The organism is Bacillus sp. OV166, from assembly GCF_900177675.1.
Lineage (GTDB): Bacteria > Bacillota > Bacilli > Bacillales > Cytobacillaceae > Neobacillus.
Genome location: NZ_FXWM01000001.1, coordinates 4,977,714 through 4,992,526, shown reverse-complemented (window position 1 = coordinate 4,992,526; position 14,813 = coordinate 4,977,714). Strand labels below are relative to the sequence as shown.

Below are 14,813 nucleotides of genomic sequence, written 5' to 3'. Positions count from 1 at the left end.
TATCGATTTACACAAACTCAACATATCTTTACAAAACCTTTACATTCAATTAAAACTCGGTTAACAGTTTAGTTTTATTCTTAGACATGTAAGACAGAACAAATAACAAACAAACCAAAATTCACAGGGGGAATTAAACAAATGAAAAGCTTTAAGAAATTTGGCCTATTACTTACTCTAGCAGCATTAATGGTATTCGTTGCTGCTTGTGGGGGAGCCTCTACTGATAAAAAAGATGAAACTGCTAATAAAGATAATAAAACTACAGAACTTTCTGGCTCATTAACTGTTTCTGGTTCCTCTGCTATGCAACCATTAGTTGCCGCTGCTGCTGAAGAGTTTATGGCTGAAAATCCAAATGTTGATGTTCAAGTAAACGCTGGTGGATCTGGTACGGGCTTATCACAAGTTGCTGAAGGATCTGTGCAGATTGGTAACTCAGACGTATTCGCTGAAGAAAAAGAAGGCATTCCAGCTGATCAGCTTGTTGACCATAAAGTAGCTGTTGTAGGTATGACAGCAGCAGTTAACCCTAAAGTTGGTATTAAAGATATTAAAAAGGAAGATTTAATTAAAGTTTTCACTGGAAAAATCACAAACTGGAAAGAACTTGGCGGAAAAGACCAGAAGATCGTTCTTGTAAACCGTCCGGACTCTTCAGGAACACGTGCGGTATTCAATAAGTTCGCCCTTGATGGTGCCACACCTGCTGAAGGGATTACGGAAGATTCTTCAAACACCGTTAAAAAGATTATCAATGAAACTGATGGTGCAGTGGGTTACCTTGCATTCTCATACTTCACTGACGAATCTGTAACTCCACTTGCAATCGATGGAGTAGAACCAAATGAAGAAAATGTGCAATCTGGTAAATTTCCAGTTTGGGCATACCAACACTCTTATACAAAAGGTGAAGCAACAGATCTTGCTAAAGCGTTCCTTGACTATTTAATGTCTGACGATATCCAAAACACACTATTAAAAGAACAAGGATATCTACCAGTAACAAAAATGAAAGTTGAGCGCGATGCAAAAGGAAATCAAAAAAACCTATAAAAACAGGTTGAATAATGAAAGGGTAAATGCAAGTAAGCATTTACCCTATTATGACGTATTTTAGGGGTGTTTGGTGCATTATGGAAAAGTTAGTTCCTGCAAAAGACAGATTGTTAAGTTCTAAGAAAAATTGGCTCGATGGGGAATTGCGCGGGAAAATTCTCGTTATCTTGTGTGCTGTCATCATGATCTCAGCAACCATTTCGATAACTATTTTCCTTGGTTCAAAGGGTTTACAATCTTTTATAAAAAATGGTGTAAGTCTTATTGAGTTCATAACCAGTACCCACTGGAATCCTACAAATCAAGCGAAACCCGAATATGGGGCTTTACCGTTTATTTTTGGTTCCTTTGCGGTAACCTTTCTTGCAGCAATTGTGGCAGCACCATTAGGTATTGGCGGAGCGATTTTTATGACCGAAATTGCACCCTCATGGGGAAGGAAAATATTACAGCCAGTGATAGAGCTTTTGGTCGGAATTCCATCTGTAGTTTATGGCTTCATCGGGCTTACAGTGTTAGTACCATTTATCAGGGAACATGTGGGCGGACTTGGTTTTAGCTTGCTCTCAGGTACCATTGTATTATCCATCATGATTTTGCCGACAGTAACTACAATTGCAACCGATGCGATGAGTTCACTGCCTAAAAATCTTCGTGAAGGTTCGTATGCTTTAGGTGCTACTCGCTGGCAAACTATAAGAAAAGTTTTAATACCTGCTGCATTACCTACCCTCCTGACTGCTATCGTTCTTGGGATGGCAAGAGCATTTGGAGAAGCTCTTGCGGTACAAATGGTCATCGGTAATGTAAGAGACTTACCAACAAGCTTATTAGACGCATCAGCAACCTTAACGACAATTATTACTCTTAACATGGGCCATACAACATACGGCAGTGTAGAAAATAATACTCTTTGGTCAATGGGCTTAATTTTATTAATCATGTCGTTTGCGTTTATTCTCCTCATTCGCTACCTTTCGTCAAGGAGGAAAATGTGATGAACAGTAAAACTGCAGATCGGATTGCCACAGGAGTATTTATAGCCATTGCAATCATAATCATTTCTATATTAGTTGGTTTATTTTCTTATATTTTGATTAATGGATTTAAACATATTTCGCTTGACTTTTTAACCTCTCCGTCAAGCAATGTACGTGCAGGCGGGGGAATTCGTGACCAATTGTTCAATTCATTTTATATATTATTTATTACGATGATAATTGCCCTTCCGTTAGGAATTGGCGGTGGAATATATATGGCTGAGTATGCTAAGCCGGGGAAAATTACAGACATGGTCCGTTCTTGTATAGAAGTTCTAGCCTCTTTACCATCCATAGTCATTGGGATGTTTGGTTTATTAATGTTCGTTAATTTAACAGGCTGGGGCTACACCATTTTAGGAGGAGCCTTAGCCTTAACGGTTTTTAACCTGCCTGTAATTGTAAGGGTGAGTGAAGATGCGATCCGTGCCGTCCCAAGTGATTTGAAAGAGGCTAGTCTTGCCTTAGGGATTACCAAATGGCATACGATAAAAACCATTTTATTACCAAGTGCTTTTCCGACGATATTAACTGGTGCGATTCTTGCCGCAGGTCGTGTATTTGGTGAAGCCGCTGCATTATTATTTACAGCCGGTCTTTCAACACCAAGACTCGATTACGCAAACTGGAATCCATTTTCCCCTCAATCACCGTTAAATATATTTCGTCCAGCAGAAACGCTTGCGGTTCATATTTGGTCTGTAAATACACAAGGGTTAATTCCAGATGTGGAAGAGGTTTCTAATGGTTCAGCTGCTGTTTTAGTAATATCGGTATTAATATTTAACTTATTAGCTAGGTGGATAGGAAGCATGATTCATAAAAAGGTAACAGCATCAAAATAAGGGGCGGGGAGATAGGATGGTTACAGCATTTAAAGAAGAATCGACCGATAATCAAGCTGTTCAGTCTAACAGCCAGTTGCAAAAGGAACATATCTTAAAGGTAAATAATTTAGAAATATTCTATGGAGAAAAACGAGCTGTAAATGGGATTTCACTTGATATTGAAAAAAATTCCGTTACAGCACTCATAGGCCCATCAGGCTGTGGTAAATCCACTTTTTTAAGAAGTATTAATCGAATGAATGACCTCATCCCTGGAGCAAGGGCGGAGGGAGAAATCATATATGAAGATCTCAATATTCTGTCGGAACAAATAAATGTCGTTGCTCTCCGTAAGGAAATCGGCATGGTTTTTCAAAAGCCCAACCCATTTCCAAAATCAATTTATGAGAATATTACACACGCCCTTAAATTTGCTGGAATCAAAAAGAAAAGCAAACTTGATGAAATGGTGGAAGTGAGTCTGAAAAAAGCAGCATTATGGGAGGAAGTAAAGGACAGGCTTCATAAATCGGCTTTGTCACTTTCTGGCGGGCAGCAGCAACGTCTTTGTATTGCAAGGACGATTGCGATGAAACCGACTGTCATGCTCCTTGATGAACCATCCTCGGCACTAGACCCGATATCCAATGCTAAGGTTGAGGATTTAATTGTTGATTTAAAAAAAGAGTATTCAATTATTATTGTCACCCATAATATGCAGCAGGCATCACGTATTTCTGATAAAACAGCCTTCTTCTTGAGCGGTGATATAATTGAATATGATCATACGGAAAAAATCTTTACCAATCCATCTGTTAAAAAGACAGAGGAATATATCTCTGGAAGGTTTGGATAAGGGGGAACAGTTGTGGCAATATCAACATTAACCAGACAAGTATTTGATATTAAAGACCTAAATTTATGGTATGGTGAACATCATGCGTTAAAAAACATCAACTTTCCAATTGACAAAAAAGAGGTTACCGCAATCATTGGTCCTTCTGGCTGTGGGAAGTCCACATTTATTAAAACTCTTAACTTAATGATAAATATGGTCCCGAATGTAAAAATGACGGGCGAAATTAATCTAAATGGGCAAAATATATTAGACAAGAAAATGGATCTCGTCGAACTCCGCAAACATGTTGGAATGGTTTTTCAGAAGGGAAATCCTTTTCCGCAATCTATCTTTGATAATGTTGCCTATGGTCCGAGAGTCCATGGTATCACTAAAAAGAAGCATCTCGATGAGATTGTCATTAAATCACTGATGGATGTAGCATTATGGGAGGAAGTAAAGGACCGTTTAAATGCTCCTGCTTTAGGACTTTCAGGGGGGCAACAGCAAAGGCTGTGTATAGCAAGAGCGCTAGCAACGAAACCGGAAGTATTGCTAATGGACGAACCTACTTCAGCCTTAGACCCAATTTCTACGTTGAAGATCGAGGAAATGATCTTAGAATTAAAAGAAAAATATACAATTGTTATTGTTACCCATAACATGCAGCAGGCATCAAGGGTTTCAGATAAAACAGCTTTCTTTTTAATGGGTGAATTAATCGAACTAGATTCAACTTCGACAATTTTTTCTAATCCAAATGACTCAAGAACTGAAGGATATATTACAGGAAGATTCGGATGATGAGGTGTCTACTATGAGTACGAGGACAAATTTTGATAATAATTTAAAAGAATTAAAAGATCTTCTATTAAAAATGGCTGAAAAATCGGAGCACGCTATCCAAGAATCGATGATTGCCCTAATAAATCAGGACATGGAAAAGGCGAAACAGGTAATTGATGGTGATAATGAAATCGATGAGTTAGAATATGAAATTAATGATAAAGCATTATTATTAATAGCAAGACAATCACCCGTAGCCACCGATCTTAGGAAAATAAATGTAGCATTAAAGGTTTCATCTGAGGTTGAACGTTTTGCAGATATAGCAGTAAATATAGCAAAATCGACCATCCATATTGGCAAGGAAGAGCATTTTAAAGAAATAATAGATATACCAAAAATGATGGAGATGGCCTTAGAGATGGTTTCTGATTCCATAAAAGCCTATTATTCAGAAGATGTTACGTTGGCAAAAAAGTGCGCGGATAAAGATGATGAAGTGGACAAAATGTTTGGAAGCTTAATTCAAGAGTTATTGGGCTATATCCCACAAAATCCAAACTCAACAAACCAAATTATTCAATTAGCGTTTGTATGTAGATATATTGAAAGAATCGCAGATCATTCAACCAATATTGCAGAGCATGTCATTTACCTTGTGACAGGTAACCGCGTGAATTTAAATGACTAATGATAAATAGTGTTTATTAAAGATGAGGATTTTTATGCCTTATCTTTTTTTATTTTAGGCTCAGTTAATCAGAGATGTTGATTTACGCTCCAGGCGCGTGCGGTTCGCGGGCGGTCAGGGGAGCCTCCTCGGCGCTAAGCGCGCCTGCGGGGTCTCCCCTGCCCCGTCCTCTCGCTGGAGTCTTCGCGCCTTCCGCCCCAATCAACTTGGCTGTAATATCAACAATGTCCTTTATCACAGCCTTATTTTTACAAGGTGAACGGATTGGCATTTAATATTAAAGTCTTTCAAGAAACGACAATTTGCGTTTATTGTGCGCGGTTGAATCTGGTGGTACGATTAAATTATCATGTATTAAGCATAATTTGGAATTTGGTGCATATATTGATTGTTTGCAGAAATGGAGGAAGACATGATTAATGAGATTAGTAACCTAAAAGGAGATGGAAGAAATATAACTAACAATCCATCTACAGATTTTATTCCAATTAAAGGTGAGTTGGCCACAAAGCTTGTTACCCCCCGCAAATTGCTTCTCTTCTGGGAAGTTTCCGAAATACCCAAAAAAATGATTGAACTATTTTTTAATCTTAGTTTTGAGAGTCTTATCCCTGTTGTTCGGATCTATGATGTAACAGATTTGGTTTTTACCGGAAAAAATGCTCACCATTTTTTTGAAATCGCGGTTCCTTATCAGAAAGGACATTGGTTCATCAAAGGATTGGTTGCAAATCGCAGCTATGTAGCAGAATTAGGGATTACTATTTCCAACCAGAAATTTTTCCCCCTATATCGTTCTAATTCCATTCAAACTCCGATGATGGAAATACCGAATGGAACTGAAATGAATCATGATCTAATCCAGCTTAAGCAACATGAAGAGCAGTCGCCAAAGTGGATTGATCATGTTAGTACGTATAGTTATTACGTGGACTCAAAAAACATGGAGAATATTAATGGATAATATATTCTCCCAACTCGATGGTTCGCATAAAACCCCATCCAATTATCGGACTTTAAAAATACTGATGCTTTGCTGGGAATATCCTCCTAATATTGTTGGGGGTCTTTCAAGACATGTATTTGGATTATCCGTTCATTTGGCAGAAAAAGGACATGAAGTTCATGTTTTAACTGCAATAAATGGTAATCTTCCTTCATTTGAAAATATGGACGGCGTAAATGTTCATCGAGTCAAACCAATAAACCAATACGATGATAATTTTCTTTCGTGGATAGGTGGACTTAATTTAGCTATGGCTTTCAAGGCAGAACAATTAGCGGAGGAAATCCATTTTGATATCATACATGCCCATGATTGGCTTGTTGGTTCAGCCTCGATTGTATTAAAAGAAACACTGAAAATTCCACTACTAGCAACCATTCATGCGACAGAGTATGGAAGGAACAACGGTATTCATACTGAAATGCAACAGTTTATTCATAAAAAGGAACAGCAATTAATTTGCGAATCCGATCAAATTATTGTTTGCAGCGATTACATGAAAGATGTTCTCAACTCCATCTTTAAGGCGAAAAATGATAAGATAGCCATTATTCCAAATGGTATTGAACCTGTCTTGAATGAACTTGATACAGAGGAAATATTTCCGGAACTTAAGGATCAGAAATACATTTTTTCAATTGGTAGAATCGTAAAAGAAAAAGGATTTGAAACCATTATAGAGGCAGCATCGATCGCAAAAGAGAGGGAAATAGACTGCTTTTTTGTGATAGCAGGAAAAGGACCGATGCTTGAAACGTATCGAAGACAAATTAACGTGCGGAATTTAGAAAGCCATATTACATTTGTTGGATATGTTACTGATGAGCAAAGGAATTCACTCATTGCTGGAAGTGAACTAGCAGTCATTCCTAGTTTATATGAACCTTTCGGAATAGTGGTACTTGAAACGATGATCTTAGGTAAACCAACGATTGTATCCAATACAGGTGGGATGAAGGGTATTGTGAAGCATCTACATACAGGATTACTAATGACCCCTGGGGATGCAGAGAGCATGCTCGAACAAATCGACTTTCTAATAAATCATCCACTTAAAGCTGAAGAAATTGGTAAAAAAGGAAGACAAATTGTAACAATCCTGTATGGATGGAAACGTATTGCATCCGAAACAAGCAGGGTAATGGAAGATACTGTATTGAACAAACGCGTTCATACTGATGCACAAAAAGAAACACCAAATAATTTAAAAAAGGTGTAAAACGATGACTCTAACTGAACAACAAAAATATAAACAGACTCCTGTCCACCAACTGCCGCCGGATACGCTGCAATTTATTCCTGGTTTATGGGCAAACGGAAAGTATGTTTGGCTCCATGATTGTACAGAAAAGGTCTTTCAAGAGGAAGAAATAATTATTAAAGTGAAACAGGAGCAACGCCACTCCAAAGTTCGTTTTTCAAGTGTGTATGTCAGTAATCACAGCGAGCAAACGAAAGAGATTAAGATCTTGGCTTTGCATTATTTTCCCAATGTTATTCAAGACAACCTAGCTTTTGTATCTCCAACAGATTATAGGATTTTTCACCTCGCCAATAACAATATTTATTTAGTTAATGGAGACATCAATGGAGTGGGTATGAAAGAATATACAGCCATGCCGCAGTGGAAGGTTTTTACAGATCAAATTTGGAGTTCACTTCAAAAGGGGAACTTGAATTATCTTCCCATGGCAAAAGGTCCAGCGGCCAGTATTTTTGCAATGAAAATGACGATAGAGTCGCATGGAATTGCTAAAATGAACACATGGACCATGATGGGTTCCAACAAAAGTGAATTGATTTCAAGGGAGGAAGCACTTTTAAAGAAAATTAACTGAAATGAATGAAAGTTTATTAACAAAAAAACATACTAGCATTTCCTTTTAAAAAATGATATTATGGAAAAGTCGTATGAAAGAAATGCTTAATTGTTTGGAGGGAAATAAACATGCGTGTGAATATTACATTGGCTTGCACTGAGTGTGGAGATCGTAACTATATTTCAACAAAAAATAAACGTAATAATCCAGATCGTCTTGAGCTTAAGAAATATTGCCCAAGAGAAAAACGTTCAACAGCACATCGCGAAACAAAATAAACAGTAGGGGCTTCCTGCTGTTTTTTTTGTTGTCTAAAAGTTAGGAGCTTACTAAAATGAATAATAAAAACTCTATTCGTAAGCAAATGAGAGAGACACTTTCAAAGCTTACAAAACCTCAATACGAAGATTATTCGTATAAAATTGCTTGTATACTTTATGAGGATGAAGCTTGGAAACAAGCAAAAGTTATTGGATTAACGGTTTCAAAACAACCAGAAGTGGATACATATCAATTGATTCGCAAAGCCTGGGAATCAGGAAAACAAGTTGTTGTGCCAAAATGTGATCCAAATGAAAGACGACTAGCCTTTAGAACTTTAAATGAATTTTCTCAGCTGGAATCAGTATTTTATGGTCTATTTGAGCCGATTGAGGAAGTAACCAAGGAAGTTGACGCAGATAGCATTGACCTATTGATTGTTCCAGGTTTAGCCTATACAAAAGAAGGGTACCGTTTGGGTTTTGGCGGAGGCTATTATGATCGTTATTTACAAAATTACCACGGTATGACGATTTCACTTGCCTTTACTGATCAATTGGTCCCACAGTTTCTTGTTGAGGAGCATGATATACCGGTCTCCCAAATTATTACAAACCATGGAGTTATCAAAATAAAATGATCATTGCGATTTTGATTTTCGTTGGAATTCTATTGACAGGTGCGGCAGGTTATAAATCCAAATCCTTGACTAGATCAGGGACCTTTGCTGCCATTTTAGTTGGACTTGCAGTGTATTTAGGCTTCGGTGAAAATGGTCTTTTCCTGCTTGGGGTATTTTTTGCCTCTTCAAGTTTTTGGTCAAAATATAAAAGTAGTGATAAGAGCATAATAGAAGAAAAGCTTGCAAAAGGGGCTACAAGAGATTGGCGTCAGGTCGCGGCGAACGGAGGAGCGGCCGGGCTTTTCAGTATCATTCAGTATTTCAACAATGATATGATCTGGTTAGTTGGCTTTATAGTATGTCTGGCTAGTGCAAATTCTGATACCTGGGCCTCGGAAATCGGTAGTTTAAGCAAAAAAGAACCGTTATACATACGTTCCTTTAAACGAGTTGAAAAGGGGACATCAGGAGCAATCAGTTTATTGGGTAGCTTGGCTTCCCTTGCAGGTTCCTTCCTAATTTCAATCATAGGATTTTGGCTTTTTGATTTAAGTTATTTCTTAACAGCTCTTGTTTTCCTTTTTGGTTTTTTCGGAAATGTTATTGATACGTTGATTGGTGCATTTTACCAACAGGTATATGTTTGTGTGAAATGCGGGATAGAGACTGAAAAAAAGAGGCATTGTGATTTGCCGACAAATAGAATAAAAGGGTCTATCTTTGTAGATAATGATATGGTGAATTTCCTTTCAGGTTTTGTTGCTGCTATGTCAGCGATAGGAGTCATTTATTTGAATAACTAATTTTTTTTTTTGGGGGTTACGAAGAGCAGGAAAAATTCGTTAATTCTGTGAATGTATTAAAGCAAACAATGGAACCGGTCTTTAAGAACTATTAATCAAAAGGATTGAATTTTTATACTATGAATTCAGTCCTTTTTTTATGGATAAAATGATGGTCATAATCGCAAAATATTAGTAGGAGGGATGAGAATGTCTCGTATGTTAACATCCATATTGATGATTGGTTCTATTGGTTATTTTGGGTTCCGATATAGATACCGTCTTATCAATGTGCTACTAGGATCTAGTTGGATGCGCAGGCTTGCAGTAGGCTCAGTTATGAGCTTCCCAGGTGTAAAACAAAAAATGATGCAATCGGTTTTTGGAAGACCATCTGAATGGTGAAAACCACAGATGGTTTTTTTTTATGGAGAAGACGGATCTCAATAAAAATAAAAGCTTGATTGATTATTGTTACTCGAGAATCGTTTATAATGAAAGATATAAGAAAAAGAATTATCGCAGCTTGATGTGGCCGTATATTTTTACATAGGAAGCAGGGGGGAAATGAATAATAGAGAACGTTACATATTTTGGAAATTAGCGTATTCATTTATTTCAGATCATGGTTACCGTATTATTCAATTATTTGATAATCAAAAAGAATTATGGCTAGAAAAAATAGAAAATAAAAAAGCACCGATCATTCGTATGCTGCTCCATAATTTGGATTGGAGTAATGCTATGCAGCGTGATATTGAGTTTACTGCAGCAAATGGAGAGAGAGTCCGCAAGCAAATTGGTCGACATGAGTTAAATGTGGTCAATATTTATGTTAGTCAATTCCCGCCAGTTGATGAATATGAATTTCGTCTCGTGAAACCTTTTGTCCATTCTGAAGGAAATAAAACGATAGTAAGCTCGACTCTTTTTGCACAAGGGGTATACGAAGCAGGTTTTCATCGTATTTCAGAGAGGCTTGGGGCTGAACTTCATTTTTCAATCAATGATGATTACTTAGAAGAGGATGTTGAGTCCGTTAAGAAAGCGGCATTGGATTATGCGATTAAGAAAGTTAAGACGGAAAGAGCTATTCTGTTGAATGGCAAACCAATATTTACGTATGTTTTCATTGCCATTCAGGTTGCTGTTTTTTTCTGGCTTCAGCTTCATGGTGGAAGCACCAATACTTCTACCTTGATTAAATACGGGGCCAAGGTCAACCAATTAATCGTTGAAGGAGAATGGTGGAGATTTATTACACCCGTTTTTCTTCATATTGGTTTTATCCATCTGGCAATGAACACCCTTGCATTGTACTTTCTCGGAACTGAAGTGGAAAGAATTTTTGGCAATCTTCGTTTTCTTTGGATTTACTTGTTTGCTGGAGTTACAGGCTTTATTGCCAGTTTCATCTTCAGTGCTAACTTATCAGCAGGGGCAAGCGGTGCTATTTTCGGCTGTTTTGGTGCATTACTTTATTTTGGAGTTATTTATCCGAAGTTATTTTTCCGAACAATGGGATTGAATTTGCTTGTCGTTCTTGGAATCAACCTTATGGTTGGGTTTTCTGCATCGGGAATTGATAATGCAGGTCATCTAGGCGGGTTGGCAGGGGGATTCATAGCAGCAGGAACTGTCCACTTTCCCAAGAAGAACAAACTATGGCTGCAAATGTTGTTTTTTATTGCGTCTGTCGCACTGCTATATGGTTCTTTATCATATGGTTTTAGCTCTTTAGGAAAATCACATGATGAAAATTCTAATTTGTTGATGGCCCAGGAATATATAAAGCAAAACAACTACAATAAGGCCTACAACGTTTTAAAGGAATCGGAAGAAAATGCCGTCAATCTATCAGAGAAAACCTACTTTCTTCTATCCTTCGTAGAAATTAAGAAGGAAATGCTTCCTGAAGCCAAAACACATCTACAAAAAGCAATAAAACTAGACCCTAGTTTTGATGAGGCTTTCTTTAATTTAGCTCTCATTAATCTTGAGCAAAAAGATCTGGAAGAGGCTAAAGGAAATATAAAACAGGCAATTAAGCTTAAACCGAATCAACAAGAGTATTCTGAATTACTACACGAAATAAATCGCCAGCTTCAATCCTCTGACGGAGGAGAATAGAATACCAAATTATATTTCTGAAAAAAATATTGCTTGTGCTAATATGTTTCTCTCAATTAAAATACAAGGAGATATAAATGAAAACTATTTATGATATTCAGCAATTTTTAAAGCGCTTTGGAACCATTATTTATATTGGTGAAAGAGTCGCGGACCTTGAATTAATGGAAATGGAGCTAAAGGAACTATATCAATCACAGCTGATTGAGCCAATGGAGTTCCAAACAGCTCTGTTAATTTTGAGGCATGAGATACAATTTCAAAAAGAAAAAGTCAAAAAAGATAGGTGATTCTATTGTCAAGAAAATGGATTGTTGGTGTTGACCTTGGTGGGACAACTACTAAATTAGCCTTCGTAACAACTGAAGGTGAAATCGTTCACAAATGGGAAATCCCAACGGATAACTCAAATGAAGGACAAAACATTACAGGTAATATTGCTAAGGCAATTGATGAAAAACTTGCTGAACATGATCAATTAAAAAGTAATTTACTAGGAATTGGTATGGGGGCACCTGGACCAGTTAACTATGAAAAGGGAATCGTTTTAAATGTTGTAAATTTAGGCTGGCCAGATAACTATCCCCTAAAGGACCGTCTTGAAGCAGCGACCTCACTACCAGCTGCGATTGAAAATGACGCAAACTCTGCGGCATTGGGTGAGATGTGGATGGGAGCGGGCGCTGGAGCGAAGGACCTTGTTTGTGTCACACTCGGAACTGGTGTCGGTGGCGGCGTAATTGTTGGCGGCAAAGTTGTTCAAGGCATTAATGGTGCTGCGGGAGAAATAGGTCATATTACAGCCATCCCATCGGGTGGTGCACCATGCAATTGCGGGAAGACCGGCTGTTTAGAAACGGTCGCGTCTGCCACAGGCATTGTTCGATTAGCTAAGGTTGAACTAGCTAAGGGGTTAAAAGGTGAATTATCTGAAAAGCTTGCTGAGAATAGCAGCATTACAGCAAAAGATGTCTTTGATGCAGCCCGTAATAGTGATGAATTGGCCAAATCAATTTTGGATGAGGTTTCCTTTCATTTAGGATTCGTATTAGCTAGTATTGCCAACACCCTAAATCCGGAAAAAATTGTTCTTGGCGGCGGTGTTTCAAAAGCAGGCGATATATTAGTAGATCCAGTAAAAAATAATTTTGAGAAGTTTGCTTTTTCACCCGTAAGGGATTCCACAAAACTTGCTTTGGCTACATTAGGAAATGATGCAGGTGTCCTTGGTGCAGCATGGCTAATAAAGAATAAATTAAATCAATAAACTCCAAAGGGAAAATCCGCAGTCATGCGGCTTTTTTTCTATTTAGTATTATTTGCTAAAAAGTTGAAACATTTTTGTCAAAAAAACGTACTAACCTATGATAGCGAAAATGAGAGGAGGAAATATTGATAAATTGAGCCGGCAAAAAAGAAATTATCCTATTTTTCTAATCCTCCGTTTAATTTTTTTAATTCTCATTTTAACTGCATGTGCTCAAAAAGAGCAGTTGAAACAAAAAGTTACCGCTAAAAATGAAAAGCCTAAATCACCTGCTACTGCTCTAGGAAACGAATGGAAATTACCTATTTCCATCCCTGAAGGTGAATTTTATAAATTCGTCGGCTGGCTTTCTGGAACCAAAGTCCTCTACATTACAAATCTAGAACAAACTTCAAGTGTCTATCAGTACAATCTTTTAACAGGTAAAAGTGAACTAATTTATAAAAGTGAATATCCCATAGTCAACGTCCAAATTAGCCCTTCAAAAAAGAGAATGTTAATTCATACCTCGCCGTCATCATACGAAGGAGTAGTTACAATTATAGATATAAAAGGGAAGGAACAATTGAAAAAATCTTTTGCTTCCTATGAATTATCTTTTGAGTGGAATCCTTATAAGGAATCAGAGATTCTGGTCACGAAATTTAATGAGGATTGGAGCTTTCAAATATTATTACTTGATCTAAATAAGTCAAACACTACCGAACTTACCTTGCCCCAACCTTTTATAAAATGGAAGGGTGAGAATGAGGTTGCCTTCATTAATTGGGATGAAAATAATCCTTCCTTATTTGCACCACTTATTGATAGAAGTTTAGAAAATGGGATGGAAAAGACACTGTTTTCTTCAGTGATCGATTTTTCCGAATTTCGCGATTTGCTCGTGACTGTCTCTGTTAATGAACAAGATCAATCGATGGCCAACTATTCATTTTTTGACAAAGAAATGAAAAAGCTATTCACGTTTTCTATTCCACAACTTACAAATTATTCAGATTGGTTAGTTCCTTCCTATGACTATAATGAGCAGAAGGGACAATTTTTTACCTTTAGTCCTGTCACAAGTGGTGAAGCGGATTCCTATACAGAGGGCTTCCAACTCCTAGCTTTTAATCCTAAGAACGGAAGTAGCAGCTTAATCATGGATGGGTTAGAAAATGAGCCCATTCATTTATCTCCTACTGGTGATGCACTCTTGTATGGGAATCAGTTTGAAAAAATTATTGATATTAAGGCCAAGAAAATATATGAGTTGATAAAAGAATGACAATACGGTTGTCATTTTTTTATTTAATCTCCCAATATGATAAAATCACGTTGTGATGAAAATATAGGAGAGGAAGGTAATATTGCATGGCCATTGTAGATGTAGCAGTCATTCCAATTGGTACGGAAACACCAAGTGTCAGTAAATATGTGGCAAGTGTTCAAAAAGTTTTGAGGAAATATCAAGAAGAAGGGAAGATTCGTTTCCAATTAACACCGATGAATACCATAATTGAAGGTGAATTACCTATCCTTTTTGAAGTAATTCAAGAAATGCATGAGGTACCCTTCTCTGAAGGAATTCAGCGGGTCGCTACAACGATTCGTATTGATGACCGAAGGGATGTTAAGCGTAGTATGGAATATAAAGTAGAGCGGGTAACCACACTGTTAAACGAGGGATAGAAAAAAGACTGCC

18 protein-coding genes are annotated in these 14,813 nt (G+C 37.4%); all 18 read left to right on the top strand.

Going from position 1 to position 14,813, the window contains the following annotated elements; genetic code table 11:
* Positions 1–141: 141 nt before the first annotated feature.
* The 18 genes from CCK98_RS24580 (at position 142) to CCK98_RS24490 (ending at position 14,800) form a co-directional block, all read left to right on the top strand.
* On the top strand, positions 142–1,056 hold the full coding sequence (locus tag CCK98_RS24580; protein WP_088088990.1) for a phosphate ABC transporter substrate-binding protein: 915 nt from the start codon (positions 142–144) through the stop codon (positions 1,054–1,056).
* 80 nt (positions 1,057–1,136) lie between these two features.
* A complete protein-coding gene (pstC, locus tag CCK98_RS24575) occupies positions 1,137–2,057 on the top strand; it encodes a phosphate ABC transporter permease subunit PstC (protein ID WP_088088989.1) in 921 nt (306 codons plus the stop codon).
* Positions 2,057–2,944 carry a phosphate ABC transporter permease PstA gene (gene pstA, locus CCK98_RS24570; protein WP_088088988.1) on the top strand — a complete coding sequence of 296 codons (888 nt, stop codon included), beginning with the start codon at positions 2,057–2,059 and terminating at the stop codon, positions 2,942–2,944. The genes pstC and pstA overlap by 1 nt, the downstream gene beginning before the upstream one ends.
* Positions 2,945–2,960: 16 nt before the next feature.
* Positions 2,961–3,782, top strand: a complete 822-nt coding sequence (pstB, locus tag CCK98_RS24565; protein ID WP_088088987.1) for a phosphate ABC transporter ATP-binding protein PstB — start codon at positions 2,961–2,963, stop codon at positions 3,780–3,782.
* Between the two features lie 12 nt (positions 3,783–3,794).
* Entirely contained in the window at positions 3,795–4,568 is a 774-nt protein-coding gene (gene pstB, locus CCK98_RS24560; RefSeq protein WP_088088986.1) for a phosphate ABC transporter ATP-binding protein PstB, read from the top strand.
* Positions 4,569–4,581: 13 nt separating this feature from the next.
* Entirely contained in the window at positions 4,582–5,241 is a 660-nt protein-coding gene (phoU, locus tag CCK98_RS24555) for a phosphate signaling complex protein PhoU (protein ID WP_088088985.1), read from the top strand.
* 412 nt (positions 5,242–5,653) lie between these two features.
* Complete coding sequence (locus CCK98_RS24545; RefSeq protein ID WP_179195919.1) at positions 5,654–6,205, top strand: DUF4912 domain-containing protein; 552 nt, start codon at positions 5,654–5,656, stop codon at positions 6,203–6,205.
* Positions 6,198–7,466 (top strand): glycosyltransferase family 4 protein, encoded by a 1,269-nt coding sequence (locus CCK98_RS24540; RefSeq protein ID WP_088088982.1) that lies wholly within the window; start codon positions 6,198–6,200, stop codon positions 7,464–7,466. Before CCK98_RS24545 ends, CCK98_RS24540 begins: the two co-directional genes overlap by 8 nt.
* 4 nt (positions 7,467–7,470) lie before the next feature.
* Positions 7,471–8,085, top strand: coding sequence for a hypothetical protein (locus tag CCK98_RS24535; RefSeq protein ID WP_088088981.1), 615 nt, complete (start codon positions 7,471–7,473; stop codon positions 8,083–8,085).
* Positions 8,086–8,195: 110 nt separating this feature from the next.
* Positions 8,196–8,345 (top strand): 50S ribosomal protein L33, encoded by a 150-nt coding sequence (gene rpmG, locus CCK98_RS24530; RefSeq protein ID WP_066064234.1) that lies wholly within the window; start codon positions 8,196–8,198, stop codon positions 8,343–8,345.
* Between the two features lie 56 nt (positions 8,346–8,401).
* Positions 8,402–8,968 carry a 5-formyltetrahydrofolate cyclo-ligase gene (locus tag CCK98_RS24525; RefSeq protein ID WP_088088980.1) on the top strand — a complete coding sequence of 189 codons (567 nt, stop codon included), beginning with the start codon at positions 8,402–8,404 and terminating at the stop codon, positions 8,966–8,968.
* Complete coding sequence (locus CCK98_RS24520) at positions 8,965–9,753, top strand: DUF92 domain-containing protein (protein ID WP_088088979.1); 789 nt, start codon at positions 8,965–8,967, stop codon at positions 9,751–9,753. Before CCK98_RS24525 ends, CCK98_RS24520 begins: the two co-directional genes overlap by 4 nt.
* A 189-nt stretch (positions 9,754–9,942) precedes the next feature.
* Positions 9,943–10,137: a hypothetical protein gene (locus CCK98_RS24515; RefSeq protein ID WP_088088978.1), complete on the top strand. Its 195-nt coding sequence runs from the start codon at positions 9,943–9,945 to the stop codon at positions 10,135–10,137.
* Between the two features lie 162 nt (positions 10,138–10,299).
* The gene (locus CCK98_RS24510; RefSeq protein WP_088088977.1) at positions 10,300–11,862 is read left to right on the top strand and encodes a rhomboid family intramembrane serine protease; all 1,563 of its coding nucleotides are present in this window, start codon (positions 10,300–10,302) and stop codon (positions 11,860–11,862) included.
* A gap of 77 nt (positions 11,863–11,939) precedes the next feature.
* Positions 11,940–12,152, top strand: coding sequence for a YqgQ family protein (locus CCK98_RS24505; RefSeq protein WP_088088976.1), 213 nt, complete (start codon positions 11,940–11,942; stop codon positions 12,150–12,152).
* Between the two features lie 5 nt (positions 12,153–12,157).
* Entirely contained in the window at positions 12,158–13,129 is a 972-nt protein-coding gene (locus CCK98_RS24500; RefSeq protein WP_088088975.1) for an ROK family glucokinase, read from the top strand.
* A gap of 133 nt (positions 13,130–13,262) precedes the next feature.
* Entirely contained in the window at positions 13,263–14,396 is a 1,134-nt protein-coding gene (locus CCK98_RS24495; protein WP_088088974.1) for a hypothetical protein, read from the top strand.
* Between the two features lie 86 nt (positions 14,397–14,482).
* A complete protein-coding gene (locus CCK98_RS24490; protein ID WP_088088973.1) occupies positions 14,483–14,800 on the top strand; it encodes an MTH1187 family thiamine-binding protein in 318 nt (105 codons plus the stop codon).
* Positions 14,801–14,813 lie beyond the last annotated feature (13 nt).

Bases quoted from the DNA above. Each gene is read 5' to 3' on its own strand.
- CCK98_RS24525 (WP_088088980.1), top strand. From the start codon at position 8,402: ATGAATAATAAAAACTCTATTCGTAAGCAAATGAGAGAGACACTTTCA.
- CCK98_RS24580 (WP_088088990.1), top strand. From the start codon at position 142: ATGAAAAGCTTTAAGAAATTTGGCCTATTACTTACTCTAGCAGCATTA.
- CCK98_RS24505 (WP_088088976.1), top strand. From the start codon at position 11,940: ATGAAAACTATTTATGATATTCAGCAATTTTTAAAGCGCTTTGGAACC.
- CCK98_RS24515 (WP_088088978.1), top strand. From the start codon at position 9,943: ATGTCTCGTATGTTAACATCCATATTGATGATTGGTTCTATTGGTTAT.
- pstC (WP_088088989.1), top strand. From the start codon at position 1,137: ATGGAAAAGTTAGTTCCTGCAAAAGACAGATTGTTAAGTTCTAAGAAA.
- CCK98_RS24520 (WP_088088979.1), top strand. From the start codon at position 8,965: ATGATCATTGCGATTTTGATTTTCGTTGGAATTCTATTGACAGGTGCG.
- CCK98_RS24510 (WP_088088977.1), top strand. From the start codon at position 10,300: ATGAATAATAGAGAACGTTACATATTTTGGAAATTAGCGTATTCATTT.
- pstA (WP_088088988.1), top strand. From the start codon at position 2,057: ATGAACAGTAAAACTGCAGATCGGATTGCCACAGGAGTATTTATAGCC.
- phoU (WP_088088985.1), top strand. From the start codon at position 4,582: ATGAGTACGAGGACAAATTTTGATAATAATTTAAAAGAATTAAAAGAT.
- CCK98_RS24535 (WP_088088981.1), top strand. From the start codon at position 7,471: ATGACTCTAACTGAACAACAAAAATATAAACAGACTCCTGTCCACCAA.
- CCK98_RS24490 (WP_088088973.1), top strand. From the start codon at position 14,483: ATGGCCATTGTAGATGTAGCAGTCATTCCAATTGGTACGGAAACACCA.
- CCK98_RS24545 (WP_179195919.1), top strand. From the start codon at position 5,654: ATGATTAATGAGATTAGTAACCTAAAAGGAGATGGAAGAAATATAACT.
- CCK98_RS24540 (WP_088088982.1), top strand. From the start codon at position 6,198: ATGGATAATATATTCTCCCAACTCGATGGTTCGCATAAAACCCCATCC.
- rpmG (WP_066064234.1), top strand. From the start codon at position 8,196: ATGCGTGTGAATATTACATTGGCTTGCACTGAGTGTGGAGATCGTAAC.
- pstB (WP_088088987.1), top strand. From the start codon at position 2,961: ATGGTTACAGCATTTAAAGAAGAATCGACCGATAATCAAGCTGTTCAG.